The organism is Allobosea vaviloviae (genome assembly GCF_001298265.1).
Taxonomy (GTDB): Bacteria; Pseudomonadota; Alphaproteobacteria; order Rhizobiales; family Beijerinckiaceae; genus Allobosea; species Allobosea vaviloviae_B.
Map to the genome: position 1 here is coordinate 23,929 of NZ_LGSZ01000029.1, position 15,997 is coordinate 39,925.

Genomic DNA, 15,997 nt, shown 5'->3' on the forward strand with positions numbered 1-15,997 from the left:
TCGTGGGAAATCGACCGGCACCACGAAGCCATCAGGCACGCCGGCAACGGGAAGGAGCGCGGAAGGGAATGATCGATAAGCCGACCGCTGGCGCCCTACGCCTGCCGAAGAGCGCAGAGGCCCCGCTCCATCCCTTCTTGCAGGCGATGACGGCGAGCTTCGCGGCGGCCGGGCGCCCCAACCTCAGCGACGGCAGCCCGGCCGACGCGCGCGCCCTCGTCGCCTCAGGTCGCGCGGCCCTTGGTCCGGCACCGGAGGTCGGCTCGATCCGCGACATCGACATCCCGACACGAGGCGGGTCGATCGGGGCGCGCCTGATCACGCCGACAAGCCCGTCCGCGGGCCTCGTCGTCTATGTTCATGGCGGCGGCTGGCTAGCCGGGACGCTCGACGACTACGAGATCTGCGCAAGGCGCCTGGCCGTGACGAGCGGTTGCAGCGTACTGATGCCGGACTATCGGCTGGCCCCGGAGAACCCCTTTCCGAACGGGCTCGAGGATTGCGAGGACGCGCTTCGTTACGCATCGAGGCATCGCGCGGAGTTGGGATGCGGTGACGGGCCCGTGATCGCCTGCGGCGACAGCGCCGGTGCTAATCTCGTTACGGTCGCGCTACGCCGGCTGGGCGGCGAAGTCGCCTGCGCCCTGCAGGTTCTGATCTATCCGGTTACCGATTGTGACTTCGGGACTAGGAGCTATCGGGAACACGGCACCGGCCTGCCGTTGACCCGACAGGACATGACCTGGTTTTTCGATCACTACGCGCCGCGGGCCGAGCATCCGCGCGACGAAATTTCTCCGCTGCGAGCGCCGGATCTTTCCGGCCAACCCCCAGCAGTCGTCGTCACGGCCCAGTACGACGTTCTACGAGACGAAGGCCGTGCCTATGCGCAGCGGCTGTCGCAAGCCGGCGTGGCGGTCGTCTATCGGGAGGCCGCCGGCCTCACGCACGGCTTCGTACGCCTGCATAACCTCATAGCGGAAGCCGATGCAGAGCTGGTCGCGATCGGTGCCGCGATCGCGACGGCCTGCGCCGCGAACTAAGGAGACCCGCGCGTGAAGAAATTGACCAAGGTCATCATCAGCTGCGCCATCACCGGGTCGATACACACGCCCACGATGTCGGACGCGCTGCCGGTCAACGCCGACCAGATTGCCGAGCAGGCTCTCGGTGCGGCGGAAGCGGGCGCAGCCATCCTTCACCTCCACGCCAGAAATGAAGCAGACGGCGCGCCCTCTTCGGCACCAGAGGACTACATGCGCTTCCTGCCGCGCATCAAGCAGGGTTGCGACGCGGTAGTGAACATCACCACCGGCGGAGGGCTCGGCATGAGCCTGGATCAGCGCCTTCTCGCGGCCAATACGCTCAAGCCCGAGCTCGCATCCATGAACATGGGCTCGTTGAATTTCGGCCTGTTCCAGGCCGCCGAGAAAATCTCGTCCTTCAAGCAGCCTTGGGAGAAGGGCTACCTTGAGATGACGAAGGATTTCATCCTCTCCAACACGTTCAGCCAGATCGAGCGCGGCATCACCGAGCTCAGCGGACATGGCACGCGCTTCGAGTTCGAATGCTACGACGTCGGCCACCTCTACAACCTGGCCTGGGCGGTCGAACGCAAGCTCGTCCAGCCGCCCTTCCTAGTGCAGTGCATCTTCGGCGTGCTCGGCGGGATCGGTCCCGATGCCGAGAACCTGATGCATATGAAACGTGTCGCCGACTCGCTCTTCGGGGACGATTACATCCTCTCGATCCTCGGGGCCGGGCGTCACCAGACGAGCCTGGTGACGCTGGGCGCCATTCTCGGGGGCTGCGTCCGCGTCGGCCTCGAGGATTCGATCTATCTCGGCAAGGGCGTGCTCGCCCGCTCGAACGCCGAGCAGGTCGCGAAGATCAAGCGCATCCTGACGGAGCTCTCGCTGGAGGTCGCCACCCCGGACGACGCCCGGCAGATGCTTCTGCTGAAGGGCGCCGACCAAACCGCTTTCTGACATCGCCGGATTAACCGAAATGATCGAACTCAACGACGACCAGAAGGCGATTCGCGACGGCGTGGCCGCCGTCTGCAAGCGCTTCGACGACGAATACTGGGCGGAATGCGAGCGCGAGGCCCGGTTCCCGCGCGAGTTCCACCGCGCCATGGCCGCGGACGGCTGGCTCGGCGTGACGATGCCGGAAGAATTCGGTGGCGCCGGCCTCGGCGTCACCGAAGCGGCGCTCGTCATGCACACCGTCGCGGGCAGCGGGGGAGCGATGGCGGCCGCCTCGTCGATCCATATCAACATGTTCGGCCCGCATCCGATCGTCGTTCACGGTTCGGCTGAACAGAAGGAGCGTTGGCTCCCGCGGCTGGTATCCGGCGAGGACCAGGTTTGCTTCGGCGTGACCGAGCCGAATGCCGGCCTCGATACGACGAACATTACGACCTTCGCGACCAAGGTGGACGGCGGCTATCGCATTTCGGGTCGAAAGATCTGGACGTCCACAGCGCAAGTCGCGAACAAGATCCTGATCCTGACGCGGACGACTGCGCGCAAGGACGTACGGCGCGCCAGCGACGGCATGACCATCTTTTATACTGATCTCGACCGTTCGCGTTTCGAGGTGAAGAGCATCGCCAAGCATGGCCGCGCCGCGGTCGATTCCAACATGGTCTTCATCGACGATGTGTTCGTGCCGGAAACCGACCGGATTGGCGAGGAAGGCAAGGGCTTCTCCTATCTGCTCGACAGCCTCAATCCGGAGCGGGTTCTGATCGCGGTCGAGGCCATCGCAATCGGGCAGGACGCGCTCGGCCGCGCTGCGCGTTACGCTCGCGAGCGGAGTGTCTTCGGCAGGCCGATCGGACAGAACCAGGGGATTCAGCACCCTCTCGCCGAGCGCTGGATCGCGCTGGAAGCTGCTTGGCTGATGGCCATGAAAGCAGCTGCTCTGTACGATTCTGGCAAGCCCTGCGGCGCCGAGGCGAATGGCGCCAAGTTCCTCGGCGCCCGCGCCGGATACGATGCGTGTCTACAGGCCGTGATGACCCATGGCGGCATGGGATACGCCAAGGAATATCAGGTCGAGCGCTTGCTGCGAGAAGTCCTCGTGACGCGGCTCGCCCCAATCAGCGAGCAGCTCATCCTGAGCTACATCGCGGAGCGCGTGCTCGATCAGCCGAAATCGTATTGACGGAGCTTGTCCGATGCCGCTTGGCTCCTCTGACGTCACGACTGACATCATCCTGTCGACTTCCGGTTTGACCAAGGAGTTCGGCGGCTTCCGGGCCGTTAACGGCGTCGATCTGAACGTGAAGCGTGGAACGATCCACGCGCTCATCGGGCCCAATGGCGCCGGGAAGACGACCTGCTTCAACCTTCTGACGAAGTTCCTGCCGCCGACAAAAGGCGCCATCGTCTACAATGGACAGGACATCACCCGCGAACAGCCGGCGGAGATCGCGCGCAAGGGACTGGTGCGCTCCTTCCAGATCTCGGCGGTGTTTCCGCAGCTCAGCGCCAAGACCAATGTCCGCATCGCATTGCAGCGCAAGCGCGGCGATTCATTCGATTTCTGGCGTCCAGAAAAGGTTCTCCGCGAGCTCGACGAAGAGGCTCTGCATCTCCTCGATGCGGTGGGCTTGTCGGCCTTTGCCGCGCTGACGGCAGGCGAGCTGTCCTATGGCCGCAAGCGCGCGCTGGAGATCGCCACCACCCTGGCGCTCGACCCGGAGATGATGCTCCTCGACGAGCCGATGGCGGGCATGGGACGCGAGGATGTCGAGCGCGTCGAGGCGCTGATCCGTAAGGTCTCGAAGAACCGCACGATCTTGATGGTCGAGCACAATCTTTCGGTCGTCGCCTCGCTCTCCGACCACATCACTGTGCTGGCGCGCGGGCAGATCCTGGCCGAGGGCGACTATGCCACCGTCTCGAAGGACCCGCGCGTGATCGAGGCCTATATCGGTTCGGGAGGCGGCCATGGCCACCACTGAGGTGCTGAGGGTGCCGGCCGTAGTCGCGGGTGCGGCGCCGCTGCTGAAGGTCCGCGGCCTCGAGGCTTGGTACGGCGAGAGTCATGTGCTGCACGGCATCGACTTCGACGTCGCACCTGGCGAGGTCGTGACCCTGCTCGGCCGCAACGGCGCCGGCAAGACGACGACGCTCAAATCGATCATGGGCGTGATCGGCAAGCGCACCGGCTCCGCAATCTTCGAAGGCAAGGAAACGATCGCGCTGCCCTCGCGCGCTATCGCTCGGCTCGGCATCGGATATGTGCCGGAAGAGCGCGGCATCTACTCATCGCTCTCCGTCGAGGAGAACCTGATGTTGCCGCCCAGGATTCGGGACGGCGGCCTTGGCGTCGAGCAGATCTTCCAGCTGTTTCCCAATCTCAAGGAGCGGCTGCGCAGCCAAGGCACCAAGCTCTCGGGCGGCGAGCAGCAGATGCTCGCGATCGGCCGCATCCTGCGTACGGGCGCGCATTTCCTGCTGCTCGACGAGCCGACCGAGGGGCTCGCGCCCGTCATCATCGACCAGATCGGCGCCACGATCCGCAAGCTCAAGCAGGAAGGCTACACCATCATCCTGGTCGAGCAGAATTTCCGCTTCGCCGCGACAGTGGCGGACCGTCACTACGTCGTCGAGCAGGGCAAGGTGATCGACATGATCCCCAATGCCGAGCTCGATCGGAACATCGACAAGCTACACAGCTATCTCGGGGTCTGATCTCGGCCCACCAAGAACAGCGTCCATAGCGGCGGTCTTCAGCTTCAGGGAGAAATGAACATGTTTTCAAGAAAGACATTTGTGGCGGCCACGGCGCTGATTGGCCTGATGACGAGCCCCGCACTCGCGCAGCAGATCTCTATCAAGGCGGGCGTGCTCAATGATCGATCCGGCGTCTATGCCGACCTCACGGGCGAGGGCTCGGTGATCGCCGCGCGTATGGCGGTCGAGGACTTCAAGGCGGCCGAAAAGGGCATCAAGGTCGAGATCGTCTCAGCCGACCATCAGAACAAGCCCGATGTCGGCTCGACCATCGCGCGGCAATGGTACGATCAGGACGGCGTCGATCTGATCCTCGACGTACCGACCTCCTCGGTGTCATTGGCGGTCAGCCAGCTGACCAAGGACAAGAACAAGGTCTTCATCGTTTCAGGCGGCGGCACAGCGGATCTGACCGGCAAGGCTTGCAACGCCAACACCATCCACTGGACCTACGACACCTATGCGCTGGCACAGGGCACCGGGGGGGCGATGGTCAAGGCGGGCGGAGACAGCTGGTTCTTCCTGACGGCGGACTACGCCTTCGGGCATGCGCTGGAGCGCGACACTTCCGCGGTCGTGCAAAAGGCCGGCGGCAAGGTGCTCGGCACGGTGCGTACGCCCTTCCCAGGCAGCGACTTCTCCTCCTTCCTCCTGCAGGCGCAAGCGTCCAAGGCCAAAGTCATCGGGCTTGCGAATGCAGGCGGCGACCTCACCAATTCGGTCAAGCAGGCGAGCGAGTTCGGCATCACCCAGGGCGGGCAGAAGCTTGCGGGCCTGCTCGTCTTCATCAGCGACATCCATGCGCTCGGGTTGCAGGCTGCTCAGGGTCTCGTCCTCACCGAATCCTTCTATTGGGATAGGGACGATCAGACCCGAGCCTGGTCGACCCGTTTCGCCAAGCTCAATGGCGGCAAGCAGCCGACCATGGTCCATGCCGGCGTTTATTCCGGGTTGCTCCATTATCTCAAAGCGGTCGAGGCAACGAAGACTAAGGACTCCGCCACCGTCATCGCCAAGATGAAGGAACTGCCGACCGACGACCCGCTTTTCGGCAAGGGCTCGGTGCGCGCCGACGGCCGCAAGATGCACGACATGTATCTCTATGAGGTCAAGAAGCCCGCGGAGTCGAAGGGGCCCTGGGACTACTACAAGCAGATCGCCGTGCTGCCGGCCGAACAAGCATTTCGCCCGCTCGACGCCGGCGACTGTCCGCTCATCAAGAAGTGAGCCCCGGCGCAAGGGATGACCCGGGCGGGCGAGTGCTTGCCCGGTCACCCCGCCGGAGCCGCGCACACAGGCACGGCTTTCCCGAACGCCAAACACCGACCAAGGCAAGCCCATCATGTTCGAGCTTATCGGCGTCCCCCCGCAGGCCCTGTTCGGCCAGGTCCTTCTCGGCCTGATCAACGGCTCCTTCTACGCGATCCTGAGCCTCGGGCTGGCGGTGATCTTCGGGCTCCTGAACGTTATTAATTTCGCCCATGGCGCGCAGTACATGATGGGCGCCTTCGTCGCCTGGATGGGGCTAAACTATCTCGGCCTGAACTATTGGGCGGCGCTTCTGCTGGCGCCGCTTGTCGTGGGGGCAGTCGGCATCGCGATGGAGCGGCTGCTGCTCAAGCGCATCGTCCATGTCGACCATCTTTACGGCCTGCTGCTCACCTTCGGGCTAGCGCTGATCATCCAGGGTCTGTTCCGCAATCAGTACGGTTCTTCCGGCTTGCCCTACCAAATTCCGCCCGAACTGCGCGGCGGACAGAATCTCGGCTTCATGTTCCTTCCCTACTACCGCGGCTGGGTCGTCGTCGCCTCGCTCGTCGTCTGCGTTGCAACCTGGTTCATGATCGAGAAGACGAAACTCGGCGCCTACCTGCGCGCCGCGACCGAGAATCCCACCCTGACCCAAGCTTTCGGCATTAACGTGCCGCTCCTGGTGACGCTGACCTATGGCTTCGGGGTCGCGCTCGCTGCCTTCGCCGGCGTGCTGGCGGCGCCGATCTACTCGGTCAACCCGAACATGGGCGCCGATCTGATTATCGTCGTCTTCGCCGTGGTCGTGATCGGCGGCATGGGCTCGATCATGGGCGCGATCGTGACCGGTTTCTCCCTCGGCTTGGTCGAGGGCCTGACCAAGGTGTTCTACCCGGAAGCCTCGGCCACGGTGATCTTCATTATCATGGTGCTGGTGCTGCTGGTGAAGCCCGCCGGCCTGTTCGGGCGTCCGGCCTGAGACGGCCCCAAGAGAAAGTCCCATAGAAATGGCTGACATTGCCTCCGACGAAACCTCGGGCATCCCGGTCGCCAAGACCGACCGCAGTGCCGATCAGTTGCACCGCAATGTCCTGATCGGCCTGGCGCTCTTGCTCGCGATCGCGCCCTTCGTCGCCTATCCGGTATTCGTGATGAAGGTCCTGTGCTTCGCGCTGTTTGCGTTGGCCTTTAATCTCCTTCTCGGTTACGGCGGCCTGCTCTCCTTCGGCCATGCCGCCTATTTCGGGATGGCGAGCTATGTCAGCGCCTATACCGCCAAGAACTGGGGCCTGACGCCGGAGTTCGCGATCCTGTCCGGCACTGCGATCGCGGCGGCACTCGGGCTCGTCTTCGGCGCGCTCGCGATCCGCCGCCAAGGCATCTACTTCACCATGATCACGCTGGCGTTGGCGCAGATGCTGTTCTTCTTCTGCCTGCAAACGCCGCGCTTCACCGGCGGCGAGGACGGCATCCAAGCGGTGCCACGCGGTCGGCTGTTCGGGCTGATCGACCTTGCCGACGACCGGGCGCTTTATTGGCTCGTCGCTGCCATCTTCATGGCCGGGCTGCTCGCAATGTATCGCATCATCCACTCGCCCTTCGGCGAGGTCTGCAAGGCGATCCGGGACAACGAGCCGCGGGCGATCTCGCTCGGCTATCGCGTCAACCGGTACAAGCTCACGGTCTTCGTGCTCTCGGCTGCTCTGGCGGGCCTCGCTGGCGCCACCAAGGCTATCGTCTTCCAGCTCGCGTCGCTCACCGACGTGCACTGGTCGATGTCGGGCGAGGTCGTGCTGATGACGCTCGTCGGAGGCCTGGGTACCGTGTTTGGCCCCATCGCCGGCGCGCTCGTCATCGTCGCGATGCAGAATTATCTCGCCTCTCTGGGGGCCTGGGTCACCGTCGTCCAGGGTGTCGTCTTCGTCATCTGCGTGCTCGCTTTCCGCGAAGGCATCGTCGGTGTCGTGGCAAAGGCGATCAAGAAGCCGCTCTAAGGGATTTTGATCCGCTGACGACGTTCCGGGCAATTAGGTATGGGATCTGGACGATGAAGAAGGTTTTCTCGGGCGCCGCGGCCGCGCTTGCAGGCGAGATCAAGGACGGCATGACGATCATGGCCGGCGGCTTCGGCCTGTGCGGCATTCCCGACCTGCTGATCGAGGCGGTCCGCGAGAGCGGCGCGAAGGACCTGACCTTCGTCTCCAACAATGCCGGCGTCGACGGCGCCGGCCTCGGCCTGCTGCTGGAGACCCACCAGATCCGCAAGATGATCTCGTCCTATGTCGGCGAGAACAAGCTCTTCGCCCAGCAATATCTCTCCGGCGAGCTCGAACTCGAATTCACGCCGCAGGGCACGCTGGCCGAGCGCATCCGCGCGGGCGGCGCCGGCATCCCTGCCTTCTACACCAAGACCGGCGTCGGCACGCTGGTCGGCGAAGGAAAGGAGGAGCGTGAGTTCGACGGCGAACGCTACATCATGGAGCGTGGCATCTTCGCCGACGTCTCGCTGGTTCATGCCTGGAAAGGCGATACCGAAGGTAACCTCGTGTATCGCAAGACCGCCCGCAACTTTAACCCGATGATGGCGACTGCCTCGCGCCTGACAGTCGCGCAGGTCGAGCACCTCGTTCCGGCAGGCGAGATCGATCCGGACCAAATCCATACGCCGGGCATCTTCGTGAAGCGGCTCGTGCACGTCGCTAATCCGATCAAGCGCATCGAGCAGCGCACCGTCCGCAAGCGAGCGGCGTAAGGAGGAAGTTATGCCCTGGACTCGCGAAGAGATCGCCGCGCGCGCTGCCAAGGAGCTCAAGGACGGCTTCTACGTCAATCTCGGCATCGGCATCCCGACGCTGGTCTCCAACTACATCCCCGACGGCGTCAGCGTTCAGCTCCAGTCGGAGAACGGCATGCTCGGCATGGGCCCTTTCCCCTATGAGGGCGACGAGGATCCCGACCTGATCAACGCCGGCAAGCAGACCATCACCGAACTGCCGACGACGAGCTTCTTTTCCTCGGCCGACTCCTTCGGCATGATCCGGGGCGGCCATATCGACCTCTCCATCCTCGGCGCCATGCAGGTCGCGCAGAACGGCGACCTCGCCAACTGGATGATCCCCGGCAAGATGGTGAAGGGCATGGGCGGTGCGATGGACCTCGTCGCCGGCGTCAAGAAGGTCGTGGTGGTGATGGAGCATGTCGCAAAGAACAAGGACGGCACGGAATCGCCGAAGCTGCTCGATGCCTGCGACCTGCCGCTGACGGGCGCGGGCGTCGTCGACATGGTGATCACCGACCTCGGCGTCTTCATCATCGACGAGAACGGCGGCGGTATGACCCTGATCGAGCTGGCGGACGGTGTGACGCTCGACGAGATCAAAGCCAAGACGCGAGCCGCGTTCAAGGCCGCTGCGTAGGCTTCGACGGGGCAGCTACCTGTCGGCGCTGCTTGATGCTCAGGAGACAGTTAAGGCACCCGATGACCCAATCTAGCAGCGTCGCAATAGTATTTGAGCCGCCTGCATCCGGTCTATGGGCATCGGTCGCCGAAGGTATTTTCTGGGCTCAGATCCCGCTGCCATTTCGGCTCAACCAGGTGAATGTGTGGCTGATCGACGACGAAGACGGCTGGGCTCTGATCGATTGCGGTATCGACAGCCCTGAAGTCCGCGCCATCTGGGAAACGCTGCTCGCCAATCTTCCGGACGGGCGTCCCATCTCGCGCATCATCGCGACCCACGGACATACCGATCACGTGGGTTGCGCAGGTTACCTGGCCGAAAAGCTCAAGGTCCCCTTTGAAGCGACTTTGGTGGAATGGCTGAAGGCGCGCATCCGCTACGCCGATGCTGCGCAGGAGCCGTCGTCCGAAGAGGATCGCTTTCTGACGATGCACGGCTGCGAGCCTGCAGTCACGGCGCAGATGCGCGAGGAATTCAAGTCGATCGGCCAGTACCTCGGGCCGATGCCGGGCCGTCTGCGCGCACTGCGGCCGGACGAAAAGCTGAGGATCGGGAACCGCAGCTTCGAGGTGCTCGTTCATGGCGGTCATGCCGATTCTCATGCCTCGTTTTACTGTGCGGACGATCGGATACTTGTCGCGGGCGATCAGGTTCTCCCGAGGATATCGCCTGTGATCGCCGTCTTTGAGGACCTGCCCGAAGCTGATCCGCTGGGCGACTACCTGGCGTCGCTGAGGGATCTGGCGGAGCTTCCGGAGAATGCGCTCGTACTGCCGGGACATGGCGTTCCCTTTACGGAGCTCGGGTCGCGGCTGACCGCCTTGAAAAGGCATCATGAGGAACGATTGGCTACTCTTGAGACTATGATCGAAATTCCGATGACGGCGTTCGCAGCGGCGGAACGTCTGTTCGAACGAGCATTTCAGAGCGGTCACCGCCGCTTCGCGCTAGGCGAAACGCTTGCGCACCTTCACCGGCTGGAGCGCGACAACCGGGCGATGAGACGTATTTCGGGCGGCGGGACTGTCCGATGGGGGAAGTGCTGACGTCAGTCTCGGCCACGCGTGCGCGAACCGGAGAAGCCGCTTGTCGAGCACCGCGAACGGCTTGCCGGAGGCCGCGGCAAAAGCATTCTTCCGCCCTATTCGGTCCGAGCCAGGTGCGGCGCACGCTGCAGCGAGCGAGCGTCAATCGCCGCCCACGACCTTGCCCGCTAGGAGGAAGGGGCTCGATACCGTCGCTCCAACCGCATTGAATACGAAGGCACCAGACCGGCGAAGGTCAAGCGGCGCGCCGTTCGCGTGTGCCGCAGAAAGCTTCGGATACAATGCAGCCAGCTCCGCGAAACGGCTGTGCTTGAAGCTGTCGGACGATTTCAGACCGGTTATGTCGACGACCTGAACTCCCGCCTCGCGCGTCGCTTTCACGACGCTTGGATCGCTGACGTCAAGCTTGCCTAGAGCGCCGGACATTTAATCATACGCATATCGTGCGTGTTTGAAGAGGTTTTGGCATTCCTGTGGCTCGAAGAGGCGGCAGATGTCGCCGACGGCTTTCCAAAGGGCATCGAAGGTCCTGGCTTTCGCCTTTCGCAGATGCGCCTTGAGCTTGGCGAAGGCCATCTCGATGGGGTTGAGATCGGGGCTGTAGGGCGGCAGGAAGAGGAACCAGGCGCCGCGCTCGGCGAGGCACCGGGCGGCGCGAGCGCTTTTGTGGACGGCGAGATTGTCGAGGATGACGATGTCGCCTCTCGACAAGGTGGGCGCGAGCTGCGTCTCGACATAGAGATCGAAGGCGACGCGATCCATAGCCTTGTCGATGATCCAGGGCGCCGTCAGGCCATGGCAGCGCAGGCCGGCGATGAAGCTCTGCGTCCGCCAATGTCCGAAGGGAGCCGATGCGCGCAGCCTCTCGCCACGTGGGCTGCGGCCGCGCAGCCGGACCATCTTGGTGTTGATCGAGGTCTCGTCGATGAAGACGAGCCTGTGCGGCTCGAGGCGCATGCGCGGCTGACGGCGTTCGATCCAGAGGCGGCGCTGCTCACGCACATCCGCGCGTGCGCATTCCGACGCCATCAGCGCTTTTTTTATATGTGAACCCCAGACGGCAAAGGAAGCGCGACAAAACCGCGGGATCGACCGCAAGTCCGGCGGTCTGCGCCAGACGCGCCGAAAGCTCCGGCATGGTGATGTCGGGCACAGCCTCGACCTGCGCCACCAGATAGGCGCCATGGCCGTCGAGTCGGCTACCGCGCGGACGACCCTGCCGAGCCGGCTGAACTGTCTTGAGACGCGACACGCGCTGCAACAGCTTCACCGCAAAGCTCTCGCTGACGCCAAAGTGCCGCGCGGCGGCCCGACGCGAATGCCCCGCCTCGACAAAGCCGACAACCCGCTCGCGAAGATCCTGCGAATAGCCGAGACCCATGATCCACCTCCAAAAAACGGTGAATCACAAACCCAGTCAAAAGGGAATCACACGATTCCAATTTCAGATCCGACGCTCTAGCCGCTGGCGCTCGCCGGTCAGAAGCTCGGAGGCTCTCAAGGCAAGATCGTCTTGCGAGACGAGGATGGTCATCGGCGGCGAGAGCGGGCCGATCACTCCGACTTGCGCCTTGAAGACGTCGACGTCGATGTCGGGCGCTGCGAGAATGACCTGCAGCCGCGCGATGACGGCATTCTTCTCAGTCAGGCGAAGTTGGCGAATCGCCTCGGTCGTCAGCCATGCTCCCATGCTGTGGCCGACGACAGTGATCTTGCCGCGGCTTTCCGTTCTTGCGATGCTCGTCAGCAACAGGGCAAGCTGATCGCGTGAGAAGGTCGCTGCGTCCTTGTCGGCGACGTAACCTGCAACGCTGCCTTGGGACGGCCAAGAGAACAGGATCGGCGCTCCGTGTTCGACGCTCGCGTCGGCCGTCATCTGCGCCAGCCTGAAGAGCGCCTCCTGATAATTCGTATTGTAGCCGTGGACGAAGACCCCGATGTCCGGCGGATGCCCTCCACGGCGCTTCGAGACCTGCCGCTCGAAGCCTGCCCGGTCGAGGACGCGATGACCGACAACGCCAAATTGTCTTGCTGGGTCGGACTGATGCTCCGGCCATTCGATCTTTCCGGGTACGTGACCAGGCGGGATCGATATCGTGTACTCGTCGTAGCTCAGCTCCGGCTCCCGAGCGGACGTGAAGGCTCTCGAATCAGGAGCTGCACGCTGACGCGTGTTGGCGGCGTAGACGGTGACGAAGCGCCCGCTGGGAAATGTCGTGCTCACGTTCTCAAGCAGTTCAGGTCCAGGTCTTTCCGCACAGGCCGTTAGGAGAGCGAAGGCGAGAACGAACAAGCAGCGGGCACGGGATTTTCGCATTGAGCAGAGCGTCGTCCGCCGCGTCCTGGGTATCGAAACCGACGACGATGAGGTCCGGCATTGCATAGTCCTTTCGGGTACCCGGCATGCGTGCCATATGCGCGGAGAATCAGGCTTCCAACGGATGTGCGGGTGCGAGCACGCTGCGGAATGGAGCGGCACGGCGACCTAGCGGATTGACTCGCCTCAGGGCTTTCGGGCGGCTAACAGCCTGCGAAGCGCACCGAGGATGCTGACGCCGAGCGTCAGACTGCTTCCGAGGTTCTCAAAGCGATGACCGGCGGTGTTGACCATCTGGACCACGCCCTGGGTCTCGGCCGTGATCGTCTCAAGCGCGGCCGCCTCCATTTCCGCCAGTGCTTCGAGTTCAGGGGAATGCGGCTCGCGCAACGTGTAGGCCAACAGAACGAGCGCCATAGCAAGGTAGAGCGCTGCGACGGCTAGCGCCGCGTTGAGGTCGCCGAACGGAGCCCTGATCGCAAGGAACAGCGCATAGGTGGCGAGCCCAGCAGTTACGGTGAAGGCGGCCACCGCGAGCGCGCCGGCGATAGCGCGCCGGATCAACTGCCGAAGAAGAACCTGACGACGCAGCAACGCCACGCGACCATACAGTTTCGCGGAATTGAGGGTGGACATTGTTGACCTTTCTGGCGGTCAGGGAGACGGTTAGCGGAGCTGGCGACCGATGACGACACCGGCCGCCAGACCGAGCCCAAGCGCGGCGAGCGCCGTCAGGCGAGGGAACCTGTCGAGTTCCTCGGCAAACTCGTCGAGGGTCTCGTTGACCGCTTTCAGGAAAGCGTCGAGGTCGAGCCCTTCATGAGGGATGTCCGGGCTTGTACGTGGAGGCACAGGTCCCTGCTCGACGCCCACGTCGGCGGTCGGCGCCTTGCGGGCATGAGCATCAATTTGTGCACGCAAGATCTGAATTTCGCTCATCAGGCTCATGAGCCTCTCCTTGAACGCTTGCCGGAGGCGGAGGACAGGGGCGCCGTCATGCCGCCTCCGGCCCATAGAGGGCTACTTCGTCGCGTCCTCTATGGTTTTTCGGATCGAGGCATAGGTGTCGGAAAAGAGCTTCTGCGCGTCCGCATAACTCTTCTTGGTCGTTTCCCACGCCTCGGCGGAGGCATCCTCGAGCCGGGCGATTCGGGCCTTTGCTTCGTCGACCTGCGAATTCAGCACGGCGATCCGGGCGTCGATCGCTGCCCGCTGGTCGGCCGCAAGTTTCGAGGCCTTGGCGCGCAGTTCGTCGATCGAATTCCGCCACGCCTTCTGACGCGCTTCGAGCTCGGCCTCCAGTATCGCCCGGCGGGTGGCCAGATCGACCTTCGCCGCTTCGAGATACCGATCCCGAGTAGTCTGGAAGGCGGCCCAACCGTCATCCAGAGATTTCCGCGCCGCGGCGACCTGCGCATCCGTCCAGGTGCTGGCGTTGGCCGCAGCCTCTTCAGCCTGGACACGGTATGCGTCGCGTCGATCGCGGAGCGCCTTCAGGGCCTCGTCCGCATTCTTCCGCGCCTCGCCCTGAAGTCGGGCCGACTCCTTCTCCAGCACGACGATGGTCGCGTCGAGCTCGGCGAGCCGATCCCGAGACCATTCCACCGCCCGCCGAGCAAGCGAAGGGTCGTTCTGAGAGGCGGCTTGACCTTGTCCGGTCGCGTTCTGGGCAAAGGCAACTGGCACAACCAGCAAGCTGGTCTGGGCAAAGAGCGCCAGACCTATCGCAGATATGAGGGATTTCATGTCGTTCTTCCTTGGTTCGCCATTATCGAAAGGCCGAAGCGCTTCGATCAGAACAGCTTCGAGAACGCGTCCTTGATCCGCTGAATCGTACGGTCATGCACCGCCTTCGCTTCAGCAACGCCGCTCTTCACGGCTTCCCAGGACTCGTCGCCGGCATCCTTGGCATCGCCGATCCGAGCCTGGAATTTCTCAGCCTCGTCGGACAAGCGTTTGATGGCGGCGTCGAGCTCTCCACGCGCAGTCTCGACGGCGTCGGCCGCCCGGTCGCGAATCTCCTGCAGCGACGCTTCCCACGACCGACGCTGAGTCTGGGCGCGCGCGGCCACGACTCCGCGCACCGTGTCCGCTCGATCTCTGGCCGCGCTCAGGTAGGATTGAAGTGCGGATTCGACCTCGATCCATTCGGCCTCGAGGGCGCCCTGGATCTGCTCGGCGCCTTCCTTCGCGCTCGCGGCCTCGGCACGAAGCCGATCATAGATCTCTTGGATCTTGCCGCGTGAGACCCGGAGACGGGCGAGTGCGGCGTCGGCTTCTTTGCGGACGTCGTCCTGCAGCGTTTCAGCGGTTTTCTCGACCTCGGAGACGATGGTATCCGCATCGTCGAGGCGCTGTTTCGCCCAGGCAATGGTTTCATGCGCGTAGGATTGATTGCTCACCGTGTGATTCCTTTTTTGGGTGACGAGAAGATTGTCGAGGCGGCTGGAGCAGCACTCTTGCTCCTTCTCCCGCGCCTCATTGGGAAAACCGGACAGCAAGAAAGTCGCTGCGGCAGAGATCGCGGACCATGTCCTCGACCTGCTTGATGCTGTCGGGTCGGATGCTCTCCCAGCCCATTCCTCGCAGCATGATGCCGCGCAGAAACCTAAAGCTGATGATCGCAGTCACGATCGCGTTGATCCGTAACCTGAGCGCTTCGTCGCCGGGATCTCTTCCCGTGAAATCGCTTGCAGCCTGCACGAGATGTTTCAGCAGGGGAGCGATGGCTCGCTCGTGGATCAGCGCGAAGGCCTCGTCATTGTCATAGGCGCAGCGTGCGACGAAGGACGTCCACGAATGGGGCTCGGCATCCTCCATGATGATATGCATGAGCTCGGTGAGCGCCTGCTCGAAGTGGGCAGCCCTCTCGGACGGCTTCGCCACGTCGAGAAGCGCGATAGCCTCTTCGAAGCGGCCGGCCGCGTAGTCGGAGATCATGCCTGCCGCAGCCAGGTAGAGCTCCTTCTTGCCCCCGAAATGATAGGGAATTGCGGACAGCGTCGTTTTCGCAGCCGTGGCCAGCGCGCGAGTGCTGGCCCCCTCGTAGCCGACAGCGCCGATCACCTCGATCGCGGCTTCGATCAGCTGCGAGCGCGTCTTGGCGCTGCGCGCTTCGTGTCCGCTCGATGTCGCTTTGGACTCCGTCATGGGCCGACTCCTTTCGTCGAGGGA

The 15,997-nt window shown here is 63.4% G+C and carries 20 protein-coding genes; 11 read left to right on the forward strand and 9 right to left on the reverse strand.

Annotated elements, in window-relative coordinates; genetic code table 11:
* Nucleotides 1-68 precede the first annotated feature (68 nt).
* The 11 genes from AE618_RS08550 to AE618_RS08600 all read left to right on the forward strand — a co-directional run bounded on the left by AE618_RS08550 (nt 69) and on the right by AE618_RS08600 (nt 10,506).
* The gene (locus AE618_RS08550; RefSeq protein ID WP_054208647.1) at nt 69-1,043 is read left to right on the forward strand and encodes an alpha/beta hydrolase; all 975 of its coding nucleotides are present in this window, start codon (nt 69-71) and stop codon (nt 1,041-1,043) included.
* Nucleotides 1,044-1,055: 12 nt separating this feature from the next.
* Nucleotides 1,056-1,988, forward strand: a complete 933-nt coding sequence (locus tag AE618_RS08555; protein ID WP_054208648.1) for a 3-keto-5-aminohexanoate cleavage protein — start codon at nt 1,056-1,058, stop codon at nt 1,986-1,988.
* Nucleotides 1,989-2,007: 19 nt separating this feature from the next.
* Nucleotides 2,008-3,171, forward strand: coding sequence for an acyl-CoA dehydrogenase family protein (locus tag AE618_RS08560; RefSeq protein ID WP_054208649.1), 1,164 nt, complete (start codon nt 2,008-2,010; stop codon nt 3,169-3,171).
* 13 nt (nt 3,172-3,184) lie between these two features.
* Nucleotides 3,185-3,973 (forward strand): ABC transporter ATP-binding protein, encoded by a 789-nt coding sequence (locus tag AE618_RS08565; protein ID WP_054208650.1) that lies wholly within the window; start codon nt 3,185-3,187, stop codon nt 3,971-3,973.
* Nucleotides 3,960-4,706: an ABC transporter ATP-binding protein gene (locus AE618_RS08570; protein WP_054208651.1), complete on the forward strand. Its 747-nt coding sequence runs from the start codon at nt 3,960-3,962 to the stop codon at nt 4,704-4,706. The genes AE618_RS08565 and AE618_RS08570 overlap by 14 nt, the downstream gene beginning before the upstream one ends.
* A 60-nt stretch (nt 4,707-4,766) precedes the next feature.
* Nucleotides 4,767-5,975: an ABC transporter substrate-binding protein gene (locus tag AE618_RS08575; protein WP_054208692.1), complete on the forward strand. Its 1,209-nt coding sequence runs from the start codon at nt 4,767-4,769 to the stop codon at nt 5,973-5,975.
* Nucleotides 5,976-6,090: 115 nt separating this feature from the next.
* Nucleotides 6,091-6,978, forward strand: coding sequence for a branched-chain amino acid ABC transporter permease (locus AE618_RS08580; protein WP_054208652.1), 888 nt, complete (start codon nt 6,091-6,093; stop codon nt 6,976-6,978).
* A 28-nt stretch (nt 6,979-7,006) separates the two neighbouring features.
* Nucleotides 7,007-7,993 (forward strand): branched-chain amino acid ABC transporter permease, encoded by a 987-nt coding sequence (locus AE618_RS08585; RefSeq protein WP_054208653.1) that lies wholly within the window; start codon nt 7,007-7,009, stop codon nt 7,991-7,993.
* Nucleotides 7,994-8,046: 53 nt separating this feature from the next.
* The gene (locus AE618_RS08590) at nt 8,047-8,751 is read left to right on the forward strand and encodes a CoA transferase subunit A (RefSeq protein ID WP_054208654.1); all 705 of its coding nucleotides are present in this window, start codon (nt 8,047-8,049) and stop codon (nt 8,749-8,751) included.
* 10 nt (nt 8,752-8,761) lie between these two features.
* Nucleotides 8,762-9,415, forward strand: a complete 654-nt coding sequence (locus AE618_RS08595) for a 3-oxoacid CoA-transferase subunit B (protein WP_054208655.1) — start codon at nt 8,762-8,764, stop codon at nt 9,413-9,415.
* A gap of 62 nt (nt 9,416-9,477) precedes the next feature.
* The gene (locus AE618_RS08600) at nt 9,478-10,506 is read left to right on the forward strand and encodes an MBL fold metallo-hydrolase (protein WP_054208656.1); all 1,029 of its coding nucleotides are present in this window, start codon (nt 9,478-9,480) and stop codon (nt 10,504-10,506) included.
* Between the two features lie 141 nt (nt 10,507-10,647).
* Here AE618_RS08600 and AE618_RS08605 read toward each other — a convergent pair whose 3' ends face one another.
* The 9 genes from AE618_RS08605 to AE618_RS08645 all read right to left on the reverse strand — a co-directional run bounded on the left by AE618_RS08605 (nt 10,648) and on the right by AE618_RS08645 (nt 15,973).
* Nucleotides 10,648-10,932: an alpha/beta hydrolase gene (locus AE618_RS08605; RefSeq protein ID WP_054208657.1), complete on the reverse strand. Its 285-nt coding sequence runs from the start codon at nt 10,930-10,932 to the stop codon at nt 10,648-10,650.
* A protein-coding gene (locus tag AE618_RS27240) for an IS630 family transposase (RefSeq protein ID WP_282568496.1) occupies nt 10,933-11,887 on the reverse strand; the annotation gives its coding sequence in 2 pieces (ribosomal slippage) (nt 10,933-11,538 and nt 11,540-11,887; 954 coding nt in all).
* A gap of 63 nt (nt 11,888-11,950) precedes the next feature.
* Nucleotides 11,951-12,730: an alpha/beta hydrolase gene (locus AE618_RS08620; protein WP_054208660.1), complete on the reverse strand. Its 780-nt coding sequence runs from the start codon at nt 12,728-12,730 to the stop codon at nt 11,951-11,953.
* A 13-nt stretch (nt 12,731-12,743) separates the two neighbouring features.
* Nucleotides 12,744-12,884 (reverse strand): hypothetical protein, encoded by a 141-nt coding sequence (locus tag AE618_RS28450; RefSeq protein WP_197280727.1) that lies wholly within the window; start codon nt 12,882-12,884, stop codon nt 12,744-12,746.
* Between the two features lie 125 nt (nt 12,885-13,009).
* Entirely contained in the window at nt 13,010-13,459 is a 450-nt protein-coding gene (locus AE618_RS08625) for a hypothetical protein (RefSeq protein ID WP_054208661.1), read from the reverse strand.
* 30 nt (nt 13,460-13,489) lie between these two features.
* Nucleotides 13,490-13,771 carry a hypothetical protein gene (locus AE618_RS08630; RefSeq protein ID WP_054208693.1) on the reverse strand — a complete coding sequence of 94 codons (282 nt, stop codon included), beginning with the start codon at nt 13,769-13,771 and terminating at the stop codon, nt 13,490-13,492.
* A 72-nt stretch (nt 13,772-13,843) separates the two neighbouring features.
* Complete coding sequence (locus tag AE618_RS08635; protein ID WP_054208662.1) at nt 13,844-14,569, reverse strand: hypothetical protein; 726 nt, start codon at nt 14,567-14,569, stop codon at nt 13,844-13,846.
* Between the two features lie 47 nt (nt 14,570-14,616).
* Nucleotides 14,617-15,324, reverse strand: coding sequence for a hypothetical protein (locus AE618_RS08640; protein ID WP_248310792.1), 708 nt, complete (start codon nt 15,322-15,324; stop codon nt 14,617-14,619).
* Nucleotides 15,302-15,973, reverse strand: a complete 672-nt coding sequence (locus AE618_RS08645) for a CerR family C-terminal domain-containing protein (protein ID WP_054208664.1) — start codon at nt 15,971-15,973, stop codon at nt 15,302-15,304. Before AE618_RS08645 ends, AE618_RS08640 begins: the two co-directional genes overlap by 23 nt.
* Nucleotides 15,974-15,997: the final 24 nt, after the last annotated feature.

What these genes read in the sequence shown, in the direction of transcription:
- AE618_RS08550 (WP_054208647.1), top strand. Translation starts at nt 69, where the DNA reads ATGATCGATAAGCCGACCGCTGGCGCCCTACGCCTGCCGAAGAGCGCA.
- AE618_RS08625 (WP_054208661.1), bottom strand. Translation starts at nt 13,459, where the DNA reads ATGTCCACCCTCAATTCCGCGAAACTGTATGGTCGCGTGGCGTTGCTG.
- AE618_RS08590 (WP_054208654.1), top strand. Translation starts at nt 8,047, where the DNA reads ATGAAGAAGGTTTTCTCGGGCGCCGCGGCCGCGCTTGCAGGCGAGATC.
- AE618_RS08635 (WP_054208662.1), bottom strand. Translation starts at nt 14,569, where the DNA reads ATGAAATCCCTCATATCTGCGATAGGTCTGGCGCTCTTTGCCCAGACC.
- AE618_RS08580 (WP_054208652.1), top strand. Translation starts at nt 6,091, where the DNA reads ATGTTCGAGCTTATCGGCGTCCCCCCGCAGGCCCTGTTCGGCCAGGTC.
- AE618_RS08595 (WP_054208655.1), top strand. Translation starts at nt 8,762, where the DNA reads ATGCCCTGGACTCGCGAAGAGATCGCCGCGCGCGCTGCCAAGGAGCTC.
- AE618_RS08575 (WP_054208692.1), top strand. Translation starts at nt 4,767, where the DNA reads ATGTTTTCAAGAAAGACATTTGTGGCGGCCACGGCGCTGATTGGCCTG.
- AE618_RS08630 (WP_054208693.1), bottom strand. Translation starts at nt 13,771, where the DNA reads ATGAGCCTGATGAGCGAAATTCAGATCTTGCGTGCACAAATTGATGCT.
- AE618_RS08585 (WP_054208653.1), top strand. Translation starts at nt 7,007, where the DNA reads ATGGCTGACATTGCCTCCGACGAAACCTCGGGCATCCCGGTCGCCAAG.
- AE618_RS08560 (WP_054208649.1), top strand. Translation starts at nt 2,008, where the DNA reads ATGATCGAACTCAACGACGACCAGAAGGCGATTCGCGACGGCGTGGCC.
- AE618_RS08605 (WP_054208657.1), bottom strand. Translation starts at nt 10,932, where the DNA reads ATGTCCGGCGCTCTAGGCAAGCTTGACGTCAGCGATCCAAGCGTCGTG.
- AE618_RS08570 (WP_054208651.1), top strand. Translation starts at nt 3,960, where the DNA reads ATGGCCACCACTGAGGTGCTGAGGGTGCCGGCCGTAGTCGCGGGTGCG.
- AE618_RS08600 (WP_054208656.1), top strand. Translation starts at nt 9,478, where the DNA reads ATGACCCAATCTAGCAGCGTCGCAATAGTATTTGAGCCGCCTGCATCC.
- AE618_RS08645 (WP_054208664.1), bottom strand. Translation starts at nt 15,973, where the DNA reads ATGACGGAGTCCAAAGCGACATCGAGCGGACACGAAGCGCGCAGCGCC.
- AE618_RS08565 (WP_054208650.1), top strand. Translation starts at nt 3,185, where the DNA reads ATGCCGCTTGGCTCCTCTGACGTCACGACTGACATCATCCTGTCGACT.
- AE618_RS28450 (WP_197280727.1), bottom strand. Translation starts at nt 12,884, where the DNA reads ATGCCGGACCTCATCGTCGTCGGTTTCGATACCCAGGACGCGGCGGAC.